The organism is Paenibacillus sp. CF095, from assembly GCF_900101225.1.
GTDB lineage: Bacteria > Bacillota > Bacilli > Paenibacillales > Paenibacillaceae > Paenibacillus.
On record NZ_FMZN01000003.1, the window covers coordinates 513,886 to 535,905 of the forward strand.

Consider the following 22,020-nt stretch of genomic DNA (forward strand, 5'->3'; position numbering starts at 1 on the left):
ACACATCAGCATGAGTAGCATGCCACTGTGATCCATGCTGAAACGAATTGCCAAAAATCAGTTATATCAAGGATATTACGCTTATTTTTTTGTCTTGACCAAAATAGAAGTATTAACATGCCCTATTGCCCTTATGATATTTTCGGAAATTCTCGCTTAAAAAAACCTCTACAAGCATCCATCAAAGAGGGAATTTAGTTCTTGGATACGTCATAGCTCCAACTCCCTCAAAATTGGCCTTCTGTTCCCAAAAGCTTGAGGTGTTGCTTTCAGTATATTTAGCATTGTTATAGGTGCTGCTGTACTGCTTGGTTACAGCATTTTTGCTTCTTACGTCTCGTTGTGAATTTCCCCCCAATCCAAATGTTGTCTACATTGAACTTCCCGTAAAAATAACTAGTGCGAACCTCATTCAAACGCAACATAAAATTAAGACTGACTGATGAATATGTACCAGTTCTTAATATTTTCATCCACATTAGCTACCACAAGAAACTCCTATGAAGCCTGATGTTTAAAAGCAGCTTTTTATTGGGAAACTGTAAGAATTAGTACTACGATACTCAAAAATAAATTCTGCACTACCGCAGTTAGTTAGACTGACTGATCAAGCTGATTAACTTATTTGAACATTCAGAGCATTCGATATTGATGAATTGTTATTCGCTTGACTCACATTTACAAAAGTATATTAACTGAAAATAAAACAGATATAATGGATCTTCGTTGTTCACTTTAAGGAGGATGATGTGATAGAATGCAGTTCAGATATTACAGATGTGTCGGGAAGGAATGAACGGAATGTTTCAAATCCTCGTTGTAGAAGATAATAAAAACACCTCCAAATTAATGAAAACGATTATAGAATCTGCAGGATACGAGGTGTTTCTTGCGGAAAATGGCATTGCGGCATTGGAATTATTGGACAGGCAGCATATTGATTTAATTGTTCTAGATATCATGATGCCTCAAATGGATGGATTCGAATTGACTCAAACGATCCGCGAGGGAGGAAATGATATCCCTATACTAATGGTTAGTGCCAAACATCTACCCGCTGACAAACGTAAAGGTTTCATGGCAGGAACAGATGATTATATGGTCAAACCCGTGGACGAGGACGAAATGCTTCTGCGAATGAAAGCTTTGTTGCGACGAGCCAAGATCCAGAACGAACGGATGCTTAAACTAGGAAAAATCACACTACAATATGATGAATTGTCGGTGACAAGAGAAGATGAAGTACAGACACTGCCGCAGAAGGAATTTTATTTATTGTACAAATTGCTGTCGTACCCGGACAAAATTTTTACCCGTATTCAATTAATGGACGAAATTTGGGGTATGGACTCTGAAAGTAGCGATACCACATTAAATGTTCACATTAATCGATTACGAAAGCGATTCGACGATTATCCGGAATTTGAGATTATCTCTATTCGAGGAATTGGTTATAAGGCGGTAAAACATAGTGAGTAGAAAAATAATGAATTTTATTAAAGAGAGATCTTTACGTGGATTTGGACTAACGTTTATGTTTTCGTTCATTGTGTTATTTATTTTGCTCATCTCTATTTTTCTTTCGCTGGTCATCATAATATTTTTTGTAAATATCGGACTTTACCCTTCTCCTCCAGTCGAAGATCCAGATTCAGGTGGCGCTTTGGTTCTTATTACATATTTTGGGACGGTGAGTATTCTGGTCAGTATCCTGGCATCTTTGATATTTAGCCGCATACCACTCTCTCCGATTCGAAAAGTCATACGGGCCTCCGAAGAGTTGGCCAAAGGAAATTTTTCCGTTCGTATTCAGCTTAAGGGGCCGAAAGAGCTAAGAAAACTGAACAGAAGTTTTAATCACATGGCTGAAGAACTCGGTAGTCTTGAAATGTTGCGTTCCGATTTTATTAATAATTTTTCGCATGAATTCAAAACACCGATCGTTTCCTTACGAGGCTACGCAAAAGTGCTGAAAAGAAAAAACTTAACTAGTGAGGAACGCAATGATTATTTGGATATCATCATCAATGAATCGGAGCGTTTGGCTGAACTTGCTACGAATGTGCTTCAGTTATCGAAAATAGAAAGCCAAGCCATCATTACGGAGAAAACGATATTCAACTTAACTGAACACATCCGAACGGTGATTGTATTGTTGGAGCCGAAATGGTCTGCGAAGCACATAAGCTTTCAGTTCGATTCGTCTGAACTGACGGTAACCGCCAATGAGGATATGCTTAGCCAAGTTTGGATTAATCTTCTGGACAATGCCATTAAGTATTCACCTTCCTACTCCGAGATTACAATTGTTTTGGATTCCAAGGATCAACAGGTTCGTATATCGATTCATAATAATGGCCCAGGGATTGATAAGAGTCAGCAAAAATACATTTTTGATAAATTCTATCAAGGAGATTCTTCTCATTCCTCTCCTGGAAATGGATTGGGTCTAAGCATTGCACATAAAATTGTTGCACTTCATGATGGGACGATTCAGGTTGTAAGCTCAGATGACACAGGTGTAACTTTTGAAGTGACTCTTCCTTCAATTTAGAAACAATCCCATTTTCTCAGCATCTACAATGAGGAAATGGGATTATTTGCTACTGCGGAAATGTGTAGATACCAACATCTTTAAGAAGTCCATTACCAATACCTCATCAAAGCAAGTAGTTACAGCATACGTGGTCAGTATCTTGTTATCCAAGGATACCGTAATTTTTTGATTATTGTTGTTATACCTGATGGATCCCCCAAGCTTCCTCACCATATTTCTAGCTGGAACCTAAATCGTACCGTTCTCTAAAACTGGCGAGAGCCCCCACATTGAGTCAAAAGCGGTTAGCCGACCATTAACCAGCTTCTGCTGGTTTCCCACCTGAATAATAATTTGTTTACCTAGGTTTGATTCGTTTTCTAATGCGTCCATAGGTGTTGCTATCTGAGCGCAGAATAAGCTAAAAACCAAACACGATAAAACTAGCCTCTTTTTAATAGGCAGGGAATCCTCCCTTTTAAATTATTGGTTTATTTTTCATAGGCTATTTGATTATAGGTAAAAAGGACATGACATTCAATTCTTTTAAATTTAAACAATGTTCTAATAGAAGTAATCCTTATTAAGCTTCCTGCTCTTAAGTTCTATTTTACTATTCAGTACGGAAGAGTAATTAAATCGTTAGGATGTGCGTATTCCATCTCATTGCATATCTATCAGAGATATAAAACCGAAAAGGATGTAATTATGGGTCTTATGGACAGCATAAAAAGGATAGTACTTCATTCTAAACGTAGCTCCAATCGGTAATTATATATGTAGATTTACAATATTTTATGTAAATAAATAGGATTTATTGACTAGTTTTGTCAGAAGTATATACAAAATGCCACTAAATAATGTATAAAATAAGTAGCGATGAAATAAATGGATTATAATCCAAATAATTAAATAAAAGTGATATGGAGGAACTTTTCTGTGAAATTTAAAAAAACCATCGCATCTACTCTGGCTGCGGGAATTTTGATGGGAGCTTTATCTGTTCCAGTAACAGTTATGGCTAGTCCAGCTCCTGTGAAAACCATTTCTGTTTCCAGTTCTACACTAAATGGAAGTAATGTTTCAACATTACCTTCCAACAAACTCTCAAACACAGTTATTGTAACTCCAACTGCTCAAAACAACGGAGATGTAAGTACTCAAAATCTCATTTCTAACGTTATTAAAAAAGCCATAACCTCTGCTTTACGTTACGGTGGAGATTATTTAGGTAAGCTTCTTTCGAAGCTCAGTCCTTCAGCGGGTAACTACGTCACTAAATATTCTGGCAAGATCGCTGACTTCTTAGACTCTATTACAAATTGGCAAGAAAATATTATTGCAACCGGCCTTGTAGGTATCGGAGTTCCACCAGCAGAAGCGTATGAAATTGCAAAATACATCGTGTGGTTAGCGGGACTCTAAGATTAAATATGAGTCAAAATATACTTTACTTCTAATGAAGTAAAGTATATTTTTATTTAAATAAGGTATTACAACTAAAAAATGGAATATAAATGGGAGGAATTATGAATTCAACACATTGGCTTGTAATATGCATACTAGTTATTATTCTGTTACTCAGTCTAAATCTGATAATCAATTACATGAGTCGTAAAGATAAGGAAAACCCACCTCCTATTATGGTGAAGATATGGCTAATTCCTTTACTAGCTTCTTTGATCATCTTGCCGGTGGTCATTTTCACAACATTATACGGTTTGTTTTTCTATAATTTCGGAAAAGTGAGTAACTTTATAAACTTCGACCAAATAGGAGATATCATTGTTTTTTCTGTACTTATCATTATTGGATTTCTAATTTTTGAAACACTGGTCCATCCCATTATTGTTACTATTTTAAATTACGGATTAAAGAAACAGGTTTCTATATATACTCGGAGTGCTATTACACTTATTATGGATAGCTTCATAATTTATATTCTAGCGTCTAGCTTTACTGGCATTTATATTTTAGATTATTGGTCTGCTCTCTCTATAGCCGTTTTTTATCATATTATCGAATGGGGATTAATGCTGATCTTTAAAATTGTAAAAAAAATAAAACAAAATAACACAAATGACCTAGATGTTTAATGAATTATCTTCCGAGGAAATACTTAAGGAATTCATACATACATGTATGTTCTTCCCTACCGGCTAGTTACATGATATTTAGAGACTACATAATCTCTTCCTCCGTATCGTTGGAACGCAGAAGAAGACTAAACACTTCCAAACAATAAAAGTGATTAGTCTTCTTCAATAATTTATATTAAGTACATTTGTCTCTGAAACAAAAGACATCCTTTGAAGTTCCGGTCCACCGCAGCAAACCTACCTTTTGCTTTAAATCTCTATCAAGTTGAATATAAAAACTTTGCAACATATGATAAAGGAAACCATTTTTTTCAGGTGGGGTGCTTATTTGAACATGAATATTAAATGGGGCATGTTAGTCTTCGTTCTTACTGTGCTGGTTTTTTTTAATGCACGCACAAAGTGAGACATTTCAAACAATATACAATCTATCAGGCATTCTGATTATCATTCTGATTTTTCTTTTTATGTATTTAGGTGATAAACGTTAAATGTGATGTGCCGATTAGAGTAGAGAAAGTGTGAAGAGGAGTGCCCAGTCAAGGGTTGCTTCTCAGTTGAACGTTTTAATTTTATTCAATTTCCACAATAGGAATATATAACAGTTAAAAGTCCATCGAGTAAGTACTGCAGGGTCATTCCAATACTTATTAATCTGTTGATGTTTCGGCAGGATTAAATGATGCGTCAGCAAGAGTTTTTGTCCTCTCCTGCTGTAAAACATCTATTTTTAAGGGGGATTAAACTTGTACATATTCTCACTGACCGTACTTATAATCTCAGGTTTAGTTTCATTCATTGATATTTTATTTGATATAAAAGAATCGAGTGAAGGAATTCGAATATTTATAAACGTTTCACAAGCTCTCTTCTTCTTATCATTACTATTCTTTGTAATAAAAATGCCTACCCGTAAGAAGTGAGTGTCAAAAAGGAGATGTGATAATACAACTCTCTTTTTTCATTACGTAACATACATATTCCTGGCTTAGCTAATGTAATTTGGTGCCACACGCTGACCGCTATTTTCTCTTCTGTCATTAAATTTCTAACATCGCTCAGTAATCAATGTCAGAAAAGTAGAGGCTTTTATAACCCAAATAGTAACCATTTTTAAACATAAACTTCAAATATTCTTTTTGGAGTGGGGGCAAAAACTGTGGTCTAAACATAACTAAATGGAGATTGAAGCGGTTGCTATGATGTTAAGCTAAGCTGGGCACTTTATGGAGCTGCTAATAATTTTGATGCATAATCAAACTACAAAGCCGATAGATTACGTTAAGCAATTAGTACATCTTTTAAACAATGGGATTCAAGCAGAAAATAAAGTTTTTACTAAAACAAAGAGCTTTTCTTTCTCTAAAGACAAGCTCGATAAATAATGTTTAAGGACTTTATTTTTAAACTAACCTGCCCGTTAGTTCAATGATTAGAACAGTTCAAAAGTTAGATACAAGTAGTGCTTTTCATTATGTATAGAAAATATATGTACAGGAAAAACTTGAATAGATCCATAAAATAAATGATCAGAAAATAACCAGGAGCTCTCCCTGGCTCCTGTATCGACTCCAATCCTATTTCTATAAAAAAAGCATTGCCATATACGGTGGCAATGCTTATTTAATATTTTACATTTTAAACTTATAATCACACCCGTTAGTTGAACAAAAGCAGCCGATCACATTGATCAGCTCCTATCTTTGTATTATTAAGCTAACCGTCTCCGGTTAGCTTAATGAGGTTCATCAGTCTAATATAATTTTTCCGCTGCCGTCCCTGAAGGTATAAAGGAACGGATCGTTTGCATTTTCTGCAACGATCCATTTTAACGTTCGCTAGTTGTTGACTCCAGTTAATCTTAATCACGCTGATCTTTAATTATGAACCTATCGTTTCCCCTGAGAGGATAGCAGTGCTGTCATACTCTCTGCCGACTCCTGCATCCCTCTTCCTATCCACTCTTCAATCCAACCATAGGTACCATAAGCTATAAATGAAACAATGTATGCGGAAAGATTATCCTGATCTGGTTTTGAACCAAAAATACTAAGAAATACATCGAGAAATAAATGAAATAGCCCTCTTTTCTTTAGAAGAAGATAGAAATCACAGTTTTCTTTTAGGTGGGCAAAAAGGCTCCCGTACATTTCCTCGTTTGTATGGTCTCCATCATTATCGTAATCAAGCCGCCATCCTTGAAGTATAGAATGGATATGATCTAGAAGAATGTCTTCCTTTTTGGAATAGTTTCTGTAAAAAGAATTTCGACTCACTTGAGCTGTAGTTGTAATGTCACTAATGGAAATGTTCGAAAGTTCTCTCTCTTTAAGCAGTACAATTAACGCATTGATTATTTGGACTTTTACATAAGTGTTACGTTCTTCATTTCCCATGATGGTACATTCCCCCTGTTTTTGTGCCATTATTTCATATCTATTGATTATCCGATACGCCGGTGATACATTTGTTGCATCGGATAATACATTTGTTAATTCTGAATGTCAAGGTAGGAGGAATAATTATGTCAGATCAAATCATTGAAAAACAAAAGTTTTTCACAACAAAAAGAATAATCATATTAGTGCTGGTGATTGTTATAGCAGCAGTTTTCGGAAGATTGATGTTTCGATTTGCGCTGAATCTTTTGCTTGGAGGAACAATGTTTGGAGGTAACATTCTATGATCCAAAAAATAAACAAAAAGAAAAGCACTTGGAAATTCGTTTTGTTGTGTATCGGTGCCTTTATTGTTTCAGCTGCTCTCTCCGTTTTTATTAAGACTAGTTACGATCCTTTACATGGTGCCACGAAAGTGGAGTGGAACGACTCGGTAGGAACGGTATATACGGATATTTCCTATGGTGATAAGGAAGCAAATAAATTTGACCTGTACGTACCGGCAGACACCGCTAAAAAGAACTATGGTCTTGTTGTTTATCTTCATCCCGGTGGTTTTACTAGCGGAGATAAACAATATGATGAAGGAATGCTGAAATGGTTGAGCTCTAAAGGCTATGTCGCTGCCGGGATCAATTATACGCTTTTCACAGACGAGAATCCTGATGCAAGTGTATATTCGCAGTCAATGGAGATCAAAGAAGCAATTCCGGATGTTGTGGCGGAAGCAATGAAACTCGGATATCACATTGATAAAATGGCAGTGTCCGGCGGTTCTGCCGGAGGAACTCTTGCCTTAATTTATGGACTTCGGGATGCAGGTACATCTCCTGTGCCCGTAAATCTCATCTTTGAAGGAGTCGGACCGGCAAGCTTCTATCACGAAGACTGGACAAATTACGGATTGGATCAAAATGAAGATAACGCAGCCAATTTGTTTAGTGTCATGTCAGGGCAAAAAATTACGGTTGATATGATCGAAAACCACACTTATTATGACGCCGTCAAGCCCATTTCAGCTGATATGTGGGTCGGCGAAAATTCTCCTCCGGTTGTGATGGCTTATGGAGCACATGATAAAATTGCACCATTTAAGTCAGCAGAGCGTTTGGTGAGTAAATTAGAGCAATACAATATTCCACATGAATTTATCGTGTTCCCTCATTCCGGTCATGGTTTGCAAAACGACAATAAACAGGCTGTGATCTATCATGAAAAAATCGAAGAATACCTTACAAAATACATGCCTATAGATTCAAATAACTGATTTATAAATGCTATTGTTCGTCTATTTAATTTATCCTCGAAGAGTCGAATACTCTGCACTTTATTTTAAAAATTTAAACGTATCATTCCGTGTATATCCAGGCGGAAGAGAAACACACTTGCCGCCTAGTTCTATTACGTCTATCAAATGTAATTAAAAAAAGGAGTAATGTGAGAATAATGAAAAAGAGAATAATAATATTACTGATTTTGATAGTACTTGGTGCTTTCACAGGATGGTTTATTTATAGTTCAGTAATTAATCTAATTGTAGGAGGGAAGTTTTTCTAATGAAGAAAGGAAAATTAATTTGGGGATTAGTTTATGTAATTGTTTTTATAACATCTGCAATAATTTTTGCCCCGGTAATTACAAAATTTACAACTGGAGATGGTGGGGTTTCAAAAGTCAAGTGGGATGATACAGTTGGTACTATTCAAAAAGATTATAAGTATGGAGATGAAGAATCACAAAAATTTGACCTTTATTTACCCGCTGATAGTTCCAAAAATGCTTATGGATTAGTTGTTTATATTCATGGTGGAGGATTTACAGGTGGAGATAAAGAAGGGGATGCTCCAGTACTTAAGTGGGCAACTTCTAAAGGATATGTAGCTGCAGGAATTAATTATACTGTAAATAGTAAGGATGATCCTAATTCAACAGTTTATAATATGTCCACGGAAATTAAGAGAGGGGTCAAAGCAGCAGTAGAAAAAGCAGAAGTACTTGGTTATCATATAAACAAAATGACAATTGGTGGTGGATCAGCAGGTTCAATGTTATCCATGATTTATGCTTTTAGAGATGCAAAAGAATCCCCCGTACCAGTAGTATTCACTTTTCAAGCTGCAGGACCCACTTTAGCAGATCCAAGAGGATTTGGCGTTACTACAGAGTTTGAATCCAAAGAAGGTTCAGAAGCAGCAATTGATTTTTTTAATAACTTTGTTGGTGTAGGAGTATCTAAAGACGAGTTAAAAGATGAAGATGACATTAAAAATAAGATAACTCCTGTTTCGCCAGCACTATTAGTTAATAAGGACTCCGTACCCATATTATTTGCACACGGGAAAGTTGATCGTATTGTACCATTTGCAGAAGCAGAACATCTGCTAGAAGCATTGCAAAAAAATAATGTTTTATATGATTTTATCGAATTTGAGAAATCAGGGCACAACCTAGGATGGCAACCAAAGAAGATGACTCAATTCATGGATAAATTAAGTGAATATTTAGATAAATATATGCCATTAGTAATTTAAATTATGAAAAAGCAGTACACGATCACAACAGGCTCTGTTAAGGGTTAAATTCTCTGTGACTAATCTTAAACTAACCTGTCCGTTAGTTGAACAAAAGCAGCTGGTTAATTTGATCAGCTGCTTTCTTAATTCTATTAGCCTATCGTTTCCCGTTAAGTTGAATGAATATTTTACTTATATAACTTCCAATCCCCTCTCCTCTAATAATTAAAAGTGGGGCTCGAATATGAATACGTTCTTATTATATTGCATTAAGAATGAATTGTCCTTCTTCAGCTTTAATCTCAAAGAAGTACTCTGTATCATTAATCAGGCCATCTAAATGCTTGCTGGTCCCAGGAGATACTTGGAATTCCTAAATAACAATATCTCCTTTTGCATTTTTAACTCTCAATAACACGTTTCGGTCACTATTTGCATCATTAATGATAGCCTTGTCCCAGAAAACAGTGTCGTATTTCAATTGAGTCTTTATCATCAAACATTGAGATAAATCTAATAAGAACAAACAAAAACTATTGATACAATTAGCACTGTACCAATAAGGCCAATGATCTTATATTTACCATTAATCATTTCTTGATCCCTCCTTGTTTATTGTGTTGTTAAACGTAAAAGGAGTTGCCTTCCTCATGTATATTGACATAAAGTTCCCTACCAAAATGACACAAAGCACCCTACTTTCACGCAATTATGCCCTCAATGGAGTGAATTTCGAACTTGATCTGTTCTTTTTGTTGTTCCTTTAGTAATTTTTCTAGTCTAGTAGGCAACTTTCTGATGTCATTCTCCAGTCTGGTATGCAACTTCATGTCATTCTCCAGCCTGGTGGGTAACTTTATGTCACTCCCCTAGATTATTTATCCATGTTGTTTACAGCACTTCTCATTTTGATCTCGCTCAAGCTCGAATGTACCCTTTAAATAATAAAGCATGCCCTATACGATTTCCGTGTCTTCCTACATTTGCTGTGAACCACTCATTTTCAGCAACCCCCGAACTACTTGCAAGACTTATTTGTGTAATTTGCTTCTAACACCACCCCCTAGAGTATTTTAAATTAAACTTAAGTGATTCTATGATTGATTTTGTAAGCGCTATATATTGTGTACTTGGATTATAGATTCCTAAAGTAAGCTGAAAAATGACGCAGGATTACGATTTTCTTGGTTAAATTCCCCCTTTTAGATAGCTCTTCAAAAACTTTTTCGGAATCCATTGCTGCAACTGAACCGAATGTTTTGGCCATTCCGTTGTCAGGGTCTAAAATAGCGACTCCAATGAGACTATGTTCTTGTTCCTCGATAGGATATAAAATGACAATGACGGCCATGCCTCCCTACCAAAATGAATTATCCACACGTTTCAAGATGAATCTGCGAAACATCTATCGATACTTCGGGTTGATATGCGTACATGTTAATTCATACAACAGATGTGTCTCTTACAACGGTATTGATGAATACAGGATTCGATGATAGCCAGCGTACATTTAATCGGGTGTTCTAGGCTATTTAAGGCATGACACCACGAGATTAAAGAACAATGTAAGTATTTAAAATAAATGAAGAACAACCAGAGTACCATTGATTACAATGGCTCTCTGGCTTTTTTGGCGTGGAATACGTCAACTAATTTATGAATTCAAATGCACTGTCATGATCGGCTCATCAGAGCCTTTAGGCTTCTGGATATCATGTATCTCTACATGGCCAACACATTCCAATCCATCCGGAACAATTACCGGACTAATCACTGACAGGTCTGCTGCCTGAATAGCGGAAATATCAAATTCAAGTAAAAGTTGTCCTTTATTCACTTTGTTACCGTTCTCCACAAGTAGTGTGAATCCATTACCTTTTAGCGAAACGGTTTCAATCCCGACATGAATCAGAATCTGGATGCCGCTCTTATGCTCAATGATGACTGCATGTTTGCTTTTATCCATAACATGAGCAATTTTCCCATCAAATGGCGCATAGACCCTACCCTCCACTGGTTCAATGGCCACTCCCTTACCCATATGGCCTCCTGCAAATGCAGGATCAGGCACCTGTTTCAATTCAAGTACTGTGCCTGGAATTGGTGCTGAAATCTCCAGCAAATCAAGTGTCTTTTTGCTTCTCCCCCAAGTAAACATGTAAATTGCTCCTATCACTAAAAGTCATTTAAACTCCTTAACCTATTGCGTAGCGTTCTCACAAACCGACCCAGCTATGAGAGATCTAGTTCACCTAAAACTATCTTTAATGATAGTTTAGCTTAATCTTTTTTTGATTAAATTTCCCGTAGATTACGGTGAATACTGCTCCGCAAAATAATGCGATTATATGTGCGATTATATAATTAAGATGCCCATGATTGTCGGCGGAAGCAATCGCTAATCCCGGAAGAGCTGTGGTTCCAAATCCTATTGCTGTGAGTTTGCTTAAATAAACATAACCACCAGCAATCGCTCCCCCAATACATCCAGCGATGAGAGGGAATTTATATTTTAATGTAATTCCAAAAATTGCTGGTTCTGATACGCCAAAGATCACAGAGCCAAATGCCGAAATTCCAAGTTCCTTCACTTTTGTATTTTTCCGATGTAAAAGAACATATCCTAATACGGCCCCTCCTTGTCCGAATAAGGCTACGGACATTAATGGATTTATGAAGTTTCGCCCTGTATCTATAAGAAGCTGTGCTTCCACTGCACCTAAAACATGGTGTAACCCCGTAATGACGATAATTTGTTGAATACCAGCAAAGAACATATATCCAAAAATACCTAAGTTTTGTGTGCTCCATAATAATGAGGTGGTTACGAATTGAGCCAATTCGCGACCCAGTGGTCCGATAATTGTGAATAATAGTACGGTAGAAACAAATACTGTCAACATAGGTGCTAAAAACAGCTTGATCATATTGGGTACTTTCTTAATAAAGAATTGATCTAATTTTGCAACGACAAAACCCATCATCAAAGCAATAATAATGCCGCCTTGGAATCCAACGAGCTCGATGTTCAACCCTAAAATATTTATGGTTTCAGGGTGAACGTTGCCTTTAGCGACTTCATATGCATCTGCTAAGTTCGGGTGGAGCATAATGGCGCCAAGCACTAACCCAAGAATGGGTCTGCCGCCATATCTTTTGGTTGCAGAATATACTACCAACAATGGAAGTATTGTAAATATTCCAGATGATACAATCGATAATAAACGGTTAATCCCTTTCAAAGCCGGGTACATTTCTACAACCGATTTCTCGCCAAATAAACCTTGTTGATCCAACAAACCTGTTATCCCCATTAGTAATGCGGCTGCAAGAATTCCAGGCATAATTTCAATAAAAACATCTGATAAAGATTTTATCGCTTTCTGTAAAAAATTTTGCTTTTGTGAAGCCTTTGTCTTTACGTCACTTAGAGACATATTTTCTGTTTCTGTAAGTTTAGAAAATGCGGCATAAACATCGTTTACTAACCCGGCTCCAAAAATAATTTGAAGTTGATCTCCTGCTATAAAAACGCCTTTTACTAAATCTATATTCTCCACTTTTGTTAAATCTGCTTTATCGTTGTCATCTAATACGATTCTTAGTCGTGTGGCGCAATGTGTGACCCCAGCGATGTTTTCCTTCCCCCCTATGTTGTTCAGGATGTCTTCAGAAATTTCTTTGTATTGTTTATTCTTATCTTTCATTTCTCTTTTCCCTCTTTCTTGACTGTTCAATTAGGATGTTTTGTAAATCTCCAGAACATACTTAGAAAGTCTTGCTTAATTCTTGGCAATGTGAGCCCTGCATGCATTAGCTCGTCTCCACCAAAAATTTCACCAGTCTCGACATTTTTATACATAAAATCTGGATTCAACCCTTTAAATTTGATGATTCGAAGAGATGCAGCTGGTTGCGAAAGCACTTTGAAATAACTGGCGACGACTTCCGATTGATCATCCGAAACAAAGTTCCATGCGGCTTCATTTCCATCAAAAGGACTGATTATTCTATGAAAATTTCCAAATTGGATAATTGGTCGAATTAATTTATATAAAGCAACTTGTTCTTTAATTTGTTCTTTTTCTTGTTCTGTCATGGTTGTAAGATCCAGCTCATAACCCAAGTTACCAGCCATTGCGACATGTCCTCTTGTTTCCAATGGCGTTATTCTTCCCACTTGATGATTAGGGACGGTTGAAACGTGTGCTCCCATTGTAATTGGCGGGTAAACCAGACTTGTACCATATTGAATTTTCAACCGACACATCGCATCCGTATTATCACTTGTCCATGTTTGAGGCATGTAGTAAAGCATACCGGCATCAAAACGCCCACCCCCACTAGAGCAACTCTCAAACAATACATCAGGAAACCTCGAAGTGATTGCTTCCATTACTTTGTAAAGACCTAACATAAAACGGTGAGCGGTTTCACGTTGTCGTTCCGGTGGTAAAGCAGCTGAACCTAAATCCGTCAAATGTCGATTCATATCCCATTTCACATAGGTAATCGGTGCACTTGATAAAACAGAGGATACGGATTCGATGATGTAATCGCAGACTTCCTCACGGGTTAAATCCAAAACAAGTTGGTTTCGTCCTAGTGTGTGAGGGCGATTTTTAACATGTAAACACCAATCTGGATGTTTTCTATATAAATCGCTGTCTATTGAAACCATTTCAGGTTCAAACCACAATCCAAACTCCAGTCCGAGATCACAAATCCGGGTTGCGAGGTCCCGCAATCCATTTGGAAGTTTACGCTGATCGACAACCCAATCCCCAAGTGAGCTGTTATCGTCGTCTCTTTTTCCGAACCATCCATCGTCCAATACAAGCAGCTCTATTCCTGCTTTTTTTGCTTCCACAGCTATTTCTTCAATTTTCTCCGCATTAAAATCGAAATACGTAGCTTCCCAATTATTAATTAGTATTGGCCGCAACTTGTCCCGGAATGTTCCACGACATAATCTTTTACTGTAGAGCTTATGATAAATCCTGGACATGTCACCCAACCCATTTGCTGTGTAAGCCATTACAACTTCAGGAGTTTGAAATGATCCCTCAGGTTCTAGAAGCCATGAGAAATCAAAAGGATTAATACCTATGGACACTCTCGTATTACGATATGGATCCACCTGAACTTGAGCCGTGAAATTGCCACTGTAAACGAGGTTAAACGCATAAACTTCCCCTTGATCCTCATTAGTTCCATTTCTTACTAACGATAGAAACGGTGCTTGTTGAGGACTGCTCGCCCCCCGGCTGCTATCAACCAATTGAATCCCTGGAACAATGCTGCGTCTCACGATATTTTTTTCATTGTTATGAGCACCATATAATGTAATTAATTCGTACTCATCATCCCGAAAATCAACACTTGCACTAAGTGCGCGAAGTATCTTCAAGCGTTGTTTTCCATTATTATTAAAATGAGTCGACCTTGTGATCACATCTAATTCAGGGTACAAACTATAGCATAGTGTCACAGTCAATCCTAACAACTTATCCTCCATGATAAGCTCCAGTGTCTCTGCTTCTTCTTCGTCCTCTACATAAGTAGACGGCAGTCCGTCTAACTTGGGTTTTCCTTTATATGTCCTGTACTCTTTGTAACGGAGATCCGTCAGCGTAGATCCATTATTTAGCTGTATTTGATAAGCCGGTGTTCTAAAATCTCCATTTCCATAGGCTGGATATTCTTGGGGCAGCGTATCGAGTGAAAATGTTCGATCAGAGGCGTCAGGGTTAGGCGAAAATCCTCGATCCATATAAATAATTTTGTTGCTTCCACGATAGGTATGCACTTTTTTTCCCCAATATAAATGAGCCAAATATCCTTCACGAACGATCTGCATTACATAGCTAGAATTTTTCCCTTGTATATGAAATAACAGTTGGTCGCTATTAATGTGGATTGCCATAGAATCCTCCTTGCACATTATTAAAACTATAATTGATAAGGTTTTAGGAATAGATGAGATTAAGCTGTCTGTAAAAAATGTGGAATAATAAATAGCCTGTATCATCTCGCTAACGAATAAAACGATATTATAACTAATATAAGATAGCGCTTTATTTATTGATTTACCTAGGATTAAACAATGAATTAATTACTATACAATGATTAGTCTGCTTTTATTCTAAAGGTTTAAATGGACAATGAATATGGAATAATGTAGACTGAGTATTAAGAAATGTGATAACTTTCAGCGTTTTAATGAGAGGTGACAAGAATGACAGCCAGTTTCTCCAACCATTCCCATAATAATCTAGATCTTAATTTGTACACATGCGGTAGTGAAGCTTGTATGAAAGGACACTATTATGGTCCTGCGATTCGAAGCGGATATATGATTCACTATGTATTAAAAGGAAAAGGTGTTTTTAAAGTTAATGACAAAACTTATCACCTCGAACAACAAGATGCTTTTTTAATAGAGCCTAACGTTTTAATTTATTATGAAGCAGATGCAGAAGATCCTTGGGAATATATTTGGATTGGTTTTAATGGAATTAAAGCAAAAGAATATTTGCTTCGAACGAGTTTATCTATAGATAATCCGATCTTTAGTTTTGATCAAACGCACAATCTGGCTGAATGTATCCATCGTATTTTAAGTCTGACGTCCCTGACTTCGAACAGAGACTTTTTGTTGACGGCAAAACTTTATGAATTTTTGTATGAATTGTGTGAACTTTACCCGAATATCAAAGTACCTAGTGAAGTAAAACAACAGAAGTATATTGAAGATGCATTGCATTTCATTGATCAGAATTATGCACATCATATTACGGTAAATGATGTCGCTAGACATATTTCTATTGATCGTTCCTATTTGCATCGTCTATTTAAGCAATACCTTCATCAGTCTCCCCAACAATTTTTACTCCATCTTAGAATTGAAAAGTCATGTTATTTAATGACCAATACTTCTCTCAAAATTGGAGATATCGCCCGGTCAGTCGGATATAACGATGTCCTTTTGTTCTCCAAAAATTTTAAAAAAACAAAAAACTGTACACCATCAGAATTTAGAAATATGCTGCCTTAGAAAGCTGCCTCATAACGAAAAAACCACTTTGATGGTATTATCCCCTTTTAGTAGACAAATTATTGTTCTGTTAAACTGCCCGTTAGTTGGACAAAAGCAGCTGATCACATGAATCAGCTGCTTTATTTGGTTTTATTGAGCTATCGTTTCCGATAAAATTACCAAACTAACCTGCCCGTTAGTTGAACAAAAGCAGCCGATCACATTGATCAGCTGCTTTCTTAGTTCTGTTACGCTATTGTTTCCCGTTAGCGTAATCCCAACGTTCTCTAAATAAGAAATAATATATCAACCGGTTTCTTAATTCTGTTTCTCTTTCAAAATTTAGTTTTCGAAGTAAGTTTATTGATTTTTCATTTTCTTGTTCCACAGTAGCTTCAATGAAATCTAAGCTCATCACATTGAAGCCAAAATCTATAACAGGCTTCAAAGCTTCTTGCATAATTCCTCTTCCCCAATATCCCCTCGCTAAATCAAATCCGATTTCAGCTCTAGATTTTTCGCCTTGAAACCAGCAATGGAAGCCACAAGTCCCTATTAACTGAGCATCACTCTTGCTGAAAATTCCCCAGCGACAACCAGTATCATCTATATGAAACTTTATGATTTCTTCAGCTTCGTCTATATCTTTACATGGACTTATATCCATAAATCTTGTAACATTCTCATCTGAAAAATGCCTAAATACGGCTTTAGTGTCGTCTAAAGTAAGAATGGCGAGTTTTAACCTGTCTGTCTCTATTTCAGGAAATATAATAGACAATTCTTATGGCCTCCGTTAAGTAAATTTTTCTAACTATACAATACCACATATTGGAACTAACCTGCCCATTAGTTTAATGAATTAAAGGGCAATATGACGATTAGATACAAGTCTAATCGGAAATAGGAACATGTTCTTGTCCAATACGGTAATCGGTACAAGTTCTTGTCCTTGGCTCGGGACAAGAACTTGTACCGATAACATAAAAAAGCCGCTAAATTAGCGACTTCAATGGGAATATGTTCTTGTCCCTCGACAATTTTCAATTCTTCCCGTACCGTAAATCGAATTTGTCCCAGCGCTTTTCTTGCATAAGTCTATTCGAATCCATAAGTACCACAATCATACCACGGATCCGGAAATTTTTGTCTCTCAAAGCCACACGCCCCCCGCCTAGAAATCATCTATAGGGGGGTTAAACATATCTCTATAGCACCTTGCTCTATAACTACTACAGTCTTCTTCCCCCTACCCACACCCCAATTTTTCGCCGTCACTTGTGGTACGGTTCACCGTATCTATTGATAAGGTAAACTCGAATCTATCGGTTGAACCATAGCAATAATATACAACAGCTCAAGTGGACACGCTATTTCATAGACTACGTGTCCGCTTGGTGTGCGTAAGAACCTGTGTGCATGATATACTAATAATGGCTTGTACAATAGGACTGGGATATGCGAGAACGCGACGATATAAGAACTATAGACACATTTGAATGCTGTCGAATTCCCTCGTTAGGATATTGATGATTGTCGGATGTAACTTCTTTAATTGCGGAAACATTAAAAAGAAGTTTTTCCTAGTTTTAAAAGTCACTTTAATATCGAAGGGTAAGAAACTGGATTTGGCTCATAAACTCGATCATAAGGCAACCTCGGGGGTTTCTGACATCTCTATTGTTATTAGAGTGAATCCACTCAAGCACAATGAAGTTTTAACACTCAGTCAGATGGATATGGATTTCGGCCTACAGACTACCGTTTTATTTGAACAGGTTTATCGAGCTTATCGAATAATCAACAACCATCCCTACCATAAATAATTACGACTTTAAGAGAGGTCGATTTTCTAATGAGATATATATATATAAAAGAAGAATTAGTTAGTCTCCTTAACTACAATGCAATTATAATAATGGATACGAACGTATGGCTAGATTTATACTCTTTGTCACCAGAAACAATTTCCGATGTAATGGAAGCAATTGATAACTCAAATATATTTTGGATACCGCATCAAGTTATCGTTGAATTTCAACGGAAAGTTAAGGAAGTTCGCGAAAGAAATTTTAAAAGGTATGGCAGTTTAAAAGAAGAGGTTTGCAAAGTAATTTCAAATGCCAATAACGAAATTACTTCATTGTTTAATACGCATAATAAACATAAACTATCTGATGTAACCGCGTTCCATAAAGTAATACACAATCAATTAAATGATGTAATAAAAGATGTTAAAAAGAAATTGCAACAAATGCAGACAGATCACGAAGTAGAAATGAGTACAAACTATATAAATTTCGATGGTGACTTTATTGAAGAATATTTTATTAGCTACAAACAAGAGCTCTCAGAACCAAATGGTTTTTCAATAATGCAGTTACTTGAAATCTATGAAGAAGGGGAAAAGCGTTATAAATATTGCATTCCACCCGGATTTACTGACCAAAGTAAAAACTCTGATCGTTCTTCTGAAATCCCTGAAAGAAAGTATGGCGATCTTGTAATTTGGAAAGAAATACTTGATTATGTAAAAAAACGTCCTATAAATGTGATTTTTGTGAATAATGAGCGTAAATCTGACTGGTGGGCACCTGAAAATATTAAGAAAAATAGAATTCCTTCTGTCCTAGAGCAAGAGTTTCAAGCAGCAACTAACAACCAAGCCCAACTGTATATGGTTCCTTTTCATGAGCTAGTACATCATTTAGGGGAAGGACTACATTTTAGTAAAAACTCTATCCTAGAGGTAACCGAACGGATTGCCTTTATCTCTGAAGTTAATAAATATTTCAAAGATAATATAAAGGAACTTGTTGAGAAATATATCGATTCTAAGCATGATTCACTGACTATTGAAATCAGTTCGAACGCTTACGGTGAGTCAGTTGCTGGTGGTAACATCGAAGATATTGATGACATTGAGATTATTGGTATCAAAACTCTAAATGAAGAATTTGAGTTTGACACTACAGAATTTGAAGTTAATGTTATCTTCAAAGCAGAGATAACTGCAAATGCAAACATAGGAGTGTATTGGGGAAAAGGGAGCCGTACAAATGGTCAAGCTCAAATAAAAGCATTGTGCGATGTTGGCATCATATATACCGTTGACTATAGTATTACAGAACCATCAAAATCACATTCTATTTATGACGAAGACATAAGCTCCTTCAAAATAGCTAAAATTATTTTTGATGAATATGAATTTGAAGAAAGTAATTACAGTGGTGCAGAACATACTTGTCCCGACTGTGGACGTGTATATTCATCTGAAGATGATGGTGGGAACGGATTTTGCATCGACTGTGCCTGGAACCATTAAAAATGGTGATCTTCTCTGAGACACTTCCGACATTACTGCCATAGATAAAAAGCGACATCTCAGCAATTAAGTGATGTCGCTTTTTCAATATTAAGGTCTAATTTTCGTTCTAACTCGGTCTTTAACTTCCTGATAAACTTCTACATCAATACCATCCTTAACCTCGAGAGCAACTATTCCGTAAGGAATCTTTGCAGAAAGTCCTCCAGCATCTTCTCTACAACTTACTTCAATGATTAAAATCAGTTCCATCAATGAAAGCTGTAGCCTGTTCGCCTTCTCTTCTCAGGGGATCTCGTAGCTTTCGAGCTAAACGATCCAGCTTATAGAGCACGAGCAATCAATGTCTTAAAGAATGGGCAACCAAACTAAACTGGTAACGACTATCGATGAGAAAGAATCTGAGAGATATCGAGAATTATGCAAGATAATTGAAGACTCTTTCTAATCTTCTTCATACTATAGTGTTACTACGGAGCTAGTCTGAAATTCTTATACAATTCATCACTACCCTCAACACCAAGAATCTGTTCAATTTAAAAAACCATCATAAGAGTTTTTTTTCAATCAACTTTTCATATATTTTATCTTTATTAGTAGAAAAGATTTCACGTCCTCTTATAACTCCTTCAATAATCTTATCTAAAGAACTCAGATACCTGGCATTTTCAAGTAACTTAGTAATCTGACTGAACATTATTAAGGCTATAGTCAAAGCACCCAGAGCGGGTAAGAAATTCATGAGAATACTTAAGAGGGAAATGACTCTTTCCTGATCAATCGCTTGCCCAGTTTCAATCTTTCTACTAATAATCATTTTAGCAGTTTCCACAAGCATTTCCTTAATGCTTGTAAAATAGAGTGGCAATGTAAATATTAATAAACTAATACATACCCCCAATATTGGGCTTAATTTGTTTTGTTCTAAAATTGAATTGATATCCGATCTTAGCAAAGTTAACTCCTTATCTGACAAACACTGAATTTCTGCTTCTACATTTTTTAAAGCCGATACAGTATCTTTAATACTTTTTGCCTTATCTACTGGCTTCATGATTCTTCGGTATTGATTCAAACTTTTTCTTGCTATGTCAGTTCCTCCTCAAGATTATTTATATCAGTATTATCGGATATTTCTTCGTTAAAGTTATATTTGGAGCTAGAATAAAAAGTGGACACCCGTTAACGGACGGAAGGATAATAAGACTAACGGAGGTGTCCACATGGGAGAACAGCGGCAACGATATAACGAAGAATTCAAGAAACAAACGGTCAAATTCATTCAAGAGCAGACGAAGACTCTTGGAGATTTGGCAGAAGAACTCAACATTCCAAAAAGTACGTTGCACCAACGGATGAGTAAGTACCGCGAACTAAAACATGAGCCTGTTGCCAGCGTAGATCGAGTGAAGGAACTGGAAGCAGAGCTTCAAGAGATGCGCCGGTTGCTTCAAGAGAAAGATCACACGCTTGCGGATACACAAGAAGAACTGGCGATTGTAAAAAATGCAGTGCACATCTTCAGCAATCCAAAGAGCTAAGATTTCAGTTTGTGGAAGATCATCGCTCGGAGTTTTCTTTGGAGAAGATGTGCAGAACCTTTCAAGTATCACGGAGCGGATATTACAAATGGCGAATGGACCGAACCAGCAAGCGGCAGAACCGCTAAGACGAGGTAATGAAGCGTATTCGCTATCATTTTTACGTCCACCAGATGCGGTGTGTAAGCCCTAAAATTACGTATCTGTGGTCATGCCCAAATATCGCGTTCAGACTACGGATTCCAAACATGACCATCCCTTTGCGCCAAATACGCTGAATCAGCAATTTAAAACGTCCAAACCGAATACGGTATGGGTTACCGACATCACCTACATTCCTTGCCGAGGAGGTCGTCTAAACCTCGCCAGCGTTCTGGATTTGTGCACACGTGAAATTGTAGGCTGGCGTCTATATAACCATATGGAAACCAGTTTGGTGATGGGGGCACTGGAGGAAGCTTACAAGGCCAAACGCCCCGCTCCGGGATTACTCCATAACTCGGATCGCGGTTCTCAATACACGTCAAAAGAATACGTGGAGCAACTAAAATCATACGGAATGGAATAA

The 22,020-nt window shown here is 36.8% G+C and carries 20 protein-coding genes; 12 read left to right on the forward strand and 8 right to left on the reverse strand.

Annotation, left to right across the window (positions count from 1 at the left end; all coding sequences use genetic code 11):
• Positions 1 to 801 precede the first annotated feature (801 nt).
• The 4 genes from BLS69_RS24180 to BLS69_RS24200 all read left to right on the forward strand — a co-directional run bounded on the left by BLS69_RS24180 (position 802) and on the right by BLS69_RS24200 (position 4,632).
• The gene (locus BLS69_RS24180) at positions 802 to 1,479 is read left to right on the forward strand and encodes a response regulator transcription factor (RefSeq protein WP_091037521.1); all 678 of its coding nucleotides are present in this window, start codon (positions 802 to 804) and stop codon (positions 1,477 to 1,479) included.
• Positions 1,480 to 1,549: 70 nt separating this feature from the next.
• Complete coding sequence (locus tag BLS69_RS24185; RefSeq protein WP_256332411.1) at positions 1,550 to 2,554, forward strand: HAMP domain-containing sensor histidine kinase; 1,005 nt, start codon at positions 1,550 to 1,552, stop codon at positions 2,552 to 2,554.
• 921 nt (positions 2,555 to 3,475) lie between these two features.
• Entirely contained in the window at positions 3,476 to 3,961 is a 486-nt protein-coding gene (locus BLS69_RS24195; protein WP_091037350.1) for a hypothetical protein, read from the forward strand.
• 104 nt (positions 3,962 to 4,065) lie between these two features.
• Positions 4,066 to 4,632 carry a hypothetical protein gene (locus BLS69_RS24200; RefSeq protein ID WP_091037351.1) on the forward strand — a complete coding sequence of 189 codons (567 nt, stop codon included), beginning with the start codon at positions 4,066 to 4,068 and terminating at the stop codon, positions 4,630 to 4,632.
• Positions 4,633 to 6,524: 1,892 nt separating this feature from the next.
• On the opposite strand, the gene BLS69_RS24205 is transcribed toward BLS69_RS24200, so the two are convergent.
• Entirely contained in the window at positions 6,525 to 7,031 is a 507-nt protein-coding gene (locus BLS69_RS24205; RefSeq protein ID WP_176872993.1) for a TetR/AcrR family transcriptional regulator, read from the reverse strand.
• 128 nt (positions 7,032 to 7,159) lie between these two features.
• On the opposite strand from BLS69_RS24205, the gene BLS69_RS32275 reads away from it, so the two are divergent.
• The 3 genes from BLS69_RS32275 (at position 7,160) to BLS69_RS24215 (ending at position 9,565) form a co-directional block, all read left to right on the forward strand.
• Positions 7,160 to 7,321 (forward strand): hypothetical protein, encoded by a 162-nt coding sequence (locus tag BLS69_RS32275; protein ID WP_176872994.1) that lies wholly within the window; start codon positions 7,160 to 7,162, stop codon positions 7,319 to 7,321.
• Complete coding sequence (locus tag BLS69_RS24210; protein WP_091037355.1) at positions 7,318 to 8,301, forward strand: alpha/beta hydrolase; 984 nt, start codon at positions 7,318 to 7,320, stop codon at positions 8,299 to 8,301. The genes BLS69_RS32275 and BLS69_RS24210 overlap by 4 nt, the downstream gene beginning before the upstream one ends.
• A gap of 289 nt (positions 8,302 to 8,590) precedes the next feature.
• A complete protein-coding gene (locus BLS69_RS24215; RefSeq protein ID WP_091037356.1) occupies positions 8,591 to 9,565 on the forward strand; it encodes an alpha/beta hydrolase family protein in 975 nt (324 codons plus the stop codon).
• 1,117 nt (positions 9,566 to 10,682) lie between these two features.
• On the opposite strand, the gene BLS69_RS24225 is transcribed toward BLS69_RS24215, so the two are convergent.
• The 4 genes from BLS69_RS24225 to BLS69_RS24240 all read right to left on the reverse strand — a co-directional run bounded on the left by BLS69_RS24225 (position 10,683) and on the right by BLS69_RS24240 (position 15,473).
• On the reverse strand, positions 10,683 to 10,898 hold the full coding sequence (locus BLS69_RS24225; RefSeq protein ID WP_091037358.1) for a hypothetical protein: 216 nt from the start codon (positions 10,896 to 10,898) through the stop codon (positions 10,683 to 10,685).
• Between the two features lie 303 nt (positions 10,899 to 11,201).
• Positions 11,202 to 11,705 (reverse strand): PTS sugar transporter subunit IIA, encoded by a 504-nt coding sequence (locus BLS69_RS24230; protein ID WP_091037360.1) that lies wholly within the window; start codon positions 11,703 to 11,705, stop codon positions 11,202 to 11,204.
• A 106-nt stretch (positions 11,706 to 11,811) separates the two neighbouring features.
• The gene (locus tag BLS69_RS24235) at positions 11,812 to 13,254 is read right to left on the reverse strand and encodes a PTS transporter subunit EIIC (RefSeq protein WP_091037362.1); all 1,443 of its coding nucleotides are present in this window, start codon (positions 13,252 to 13,254) and stop codon (positions 11,812 to 11,814) included.
• Positions 13,255 to 13,280: 26 nt separating this feature from the next.
• On the reverse strand, positions 13,281 to 15,473 hold the full coding sequence (locus tag BLS69_RS24240; RefSeq protein WP_091037364.1) for an alpha-galactosidase: 2,193 nt from the start codon (positions 15,471 to 15,473) through the stop codon (positions 13,281 to 13,283).
• Positions 15,474 to 15,785: 312 nt separating this feature from the next.
• On the opposite strand from BLS69_RS24240, the gene BLS69_RS24245 reads away from it, so the two are divergent.
• Entirely contained in the window at positions 15,786 to 16,604 is an 819-nt protein-coding gene (locus BLS69_RS24245; RefSeq protein WP_091037367.1) for an AraC family transcriptional regulator, read from the forward strand.
• 235 nt (positions 16,605 to 16,839) lie between these two features.
• On the opposite strand, the gene BLS69_RS24250 is transcribed toward BLS69_RS24245, so the two are convergent.
• Positions 16,840 to 17,367, reverse strand: coding sequence for a GNAT family N-acetyltransferase (locus BLS69_RS24250; protein WP_091037370.1), 528 nt, complete (start codon positions 17,365 to 17,367; stop codon positions 16,840 to 16,842).
• 748 nt (positions 17,368 to 18,115) lie between these two features.
• Here BLS69_RS24250 and BLS69_RS33010 point away from each other — a divergent pair.
• Positions 18,116 to 18,412: a 23S rRNA (pseudouridine(1915)-N(3))-methyltransferase RlmH gene (locus tag BLS69_RS33010; RefSeq protein WP_371129097.1), complete on the forward strand. Its 297-nt coding sequence runs from the start codon at positions 18,116 to 18,118 to the stop codon at positions 18,410 to 18,412.
• Positions 18,413 to 18,441: 29 nt separating this feature from the next.
• Positions 18,442 to 19,911: a PIN-like domain-containing protein gene (locus tag BLS69_RS24260; RefSeq protein ID WP_091037375.1), complete on the forward strand. Its 1,470-nt coding sequence runs from the start codon at positions 18,442 to 18,444 to the stop codon at positions 19,909 to 19,911.
• Between the two features lie 90 nt (positions 19,912 to 20,001).
• On the opposite strand, the gene BLS69_RS32280 is transcribed toward BLS69_RS24260, so the two are convergent.
• The gene (locus tag BLS69_RS32280; protein ID WP_176872995.1) at positions 20,002 to 20,166 is read right to left on the reverse strand and encodes a hypothetical protein; all 165 of its coding nucleotides are present in this window, start codon (positions 20,164 to 20,166) and stop codon (positions 20,002 to 20,004) included.
• Between the two features lie 292 nt (positions 20,167 to 20,458).
• Positions 20,459 to 20,965 carry a hypothetical protein gene (locus tag BLS69_RS24265; protein WP_143023625.1) on the reverse strand — a complete coding sequence of 169 codons (507 nt, stop codon included), beginning with the start codon at positions 20,963 to 20,965 and terminating at the stop codon, positions 20,459 to 20,461.
• Positions 20,966 to 21,134: 169 nt separating this feature from the next.
• On the opposite strand from BLS69_RS24265, the gene BLS69_RS24270 reads away from it, so the two are divergent.
• Together BLS69_RS24270 and BLS69_RS24275 are read left to right on the forward strand one after the other, a co-directional pair.
• Complete coding sequence (locus BLS69_RS24270) at positions 21,135 to 21,452, forward strand: transposase (RefSeq protein ID WP_091037381.1); 318 nt, start codon at positions 21,135 to 21,137, stop codon at positions 21,450 to 21,452.
• Between the two features lie 211 nt (positions 21,453 to 21,663).
• Positions 21,664 to 22,020, forward strand: a complete 357-nt coding sequence (locus BLS69_RS24275) for a DDE-type integrase/transposase/recombinase (RefSeq protein WP_091037385.1) — start codon at positions 21,664 to 21,666, stop codon at positions 22,018 to 22,020.

Coding starts and splice junctions, on each gene's coding strand:
- BLS69_RS24180 (WP_091037521.1), top strand. CDS start 802: ATGTTTCAAATCCTCGTTGTAGAAGATAATAAAAACACCTCCAAATTA.
- BLS69_RS24200 (WP_091037351.1), top strand. CDS start 4,066: ATGAATTCAACACATTGGCTTGTAATATGCATACTAGTTATTATTCTG.
- BLS69_RS24205 (WP_176872993.1), bottom strand. CDS start 7,031: ATGGGAAATGAAGAACGTAACACTTATGTAAAAGTCCAAATAATCAAT.
- BLS69_RS32275 (WP_176872994.1), top strand. CDS start 7,160: ATGTCAGATCAAATCATTGAAAAACAAAAGTTTTTCACAACAAAAAGA.
- BLS69_RS24210 (WP_091037355.1), top strand. CDS start 7,318: ATGATCCAAAAAATAAACAAAAAGAAAAGCACTTGGAAATTCGTTTTG.
- BLS69_RS24215 (WP_091037356.1), top strand. CDS start 8,591: ATGAAGAAAGGAAAATTAATTTGGGGATTAGTTTATGTAATTGTTTTT.
- BLS69_RS24225 (WP_091037358.1), bottom strand. CDS start 10,898: ATGGCCGTCATTGTCATTTTATATCCTATCGAGGAACAAGAACATAGT.
- BLS69_RS24230 (WP_091037360.1), bottom strand. CDS start 11,705: ATGTTTACTTGGGGGAGAAGCAAAAAGACACTTGATTTGCTGGAGATT.
- BLS69_RS24235 (WP_091037362.1), bottom strand. CDS start 13,254: ATGAAAGATAAGAATAAACAATACAAAGAAATTTCTGAAGACATCCTG.
- BLS69_RS24240 (WP_091037364.1), bottom strand. CDS start 15,473: ATGGCAATCCACATTAATAGCGACCAACTGTTATTTCATATACAAGGG.
- BLS69_RS24245 (WP_091037367.1), top strand. CDS start 15,786: ATGACAGCCAGTTTCTCCAACCATTCCCATAATAATCTAGATCTTAAT.
- BLS69_RS33010 (WP_371129097.1), top strand. CDS start 18,116: ATGATTGTCGGATGTAACTTCTTTAATTGCGGAAACATTAAAAAGAAG.
- BLS69_RS24260 (WP_091037375.1), top strand. CDS start 18,442: ATGAGATATATATATATAAAAGAAGAATTAGTTAGTCTCCTTAACTAC.
- BLS69_RS24265 (WP_143023625.1), bottom strand. CDS start 20,965: ATGAAGCCAGTAGATAAGGCAAAAAGTATTAAAGATACTGTATCGGCT.
- BLS69_RS24270 (WP_091037381.1), top strand. CDS start 21,135: ATGGGAGAACAGCGGCAACGATATAACGAAGAATTCAAGAAACAAACG.
- BLS69_RS24275 (WP_091037385.1), top strand. CDS start 21,664: ATGCCCAAATATCGCGTTCAGACTACGGATTCCAAACATGACCATCCC.